The sequence below is a fragment of the Bartonella sp. AA78NXGY genome, assembly GCF_042197005.1.
Classification (GTDB): Bacteria; Pseudomonadota; Alphaproteobacteria; order Rhizobiales; family Rhizobiaceae; genus Bartonella.
Window position 1 is genome coordinate 1 of the sequence record NZ_JBHIRI010000078.1, and the last position, 858, is coordinate 858.

Sequence of the window (858 nt, forward strand, 5' to 3'; positions counted from 1 at the left end):
TTAACATCAGCAAAGTCTTTTAATGCTTTAATGCGATAAAGGGTATGATTATTAATTACACGCGTTTCATTTGTGAGTGCAAACTTCTTTTGCATGAGCACAATTCCTTTATAGAGATTTAAATTTTTAAATGAGATGTTTAAAGGAGGGCGCCCCCGCCGCGCCCGCACGTGTCATTTACGCAGCATCACTTTCATATTCGCTGTCATTATCATCGTCATAATACCCTTCAAAATCAGCATAATACTCATGACGATAATAATCATCTTCGCTCCCAAACTCAGGATATGCATCATCACAGATATCTTCATTAGCTGTTAAAGAGGCATTGCTATGAATATATGAAGAACCAGAGATAAGAGCATCACAAATAACGGCATCATCAAAAACACGTGATTCATCACAAATGTAAGCAGAGCCACTTATTTTTGCATTGCCTCCGACATGAGCATCATCACAAATGACAGCATTATCGGAAATATGAGCATGATCAGTGACACGGGCGTTATCATAAATTTGTGCATTGCCTTCAATTACAACGGCGTTGTTAGCATGCGCATTACCAGACAGCTTTGCATTGTCCTTTAATGTCATACCTTCAAAAATAGCATTCCCATAAATTTGAGCATTACCATAGACATCAACAAAAAAGCTTTTTACTTTAGCATTTCCAAAGACGCGTGCATTTTGAAAGACCCGAGCTTTATTATACACCCAGCAATTACCTTCATGAGAGAGATTATCTTCACTTTCAATATAGCCACCGAGGTCACCTTTTTTCACATCATCAAAATCTCTTAAGGCTCTAATTCGAGTTAAGAAATGACCATCGATATATTCACAATCATCAATAAATTC

The 858-nt window shown here is 37.3% G+C and carries 1 protein-coding gene; it reads right to left on the reverse strand.

Annotated elements, in window-relative coordinates; all coding sequences use genetic code 11:
- Positions 1–177 precede the first annotated feature (177 nt).
- Positions 178–858, reverse strand: a 681-nt coding sequence (locus ACFINL_RS09720) for a hypothetical protein (protein WP_375651490.1), incomplete at its 5' end; no start/stop codon positions are given.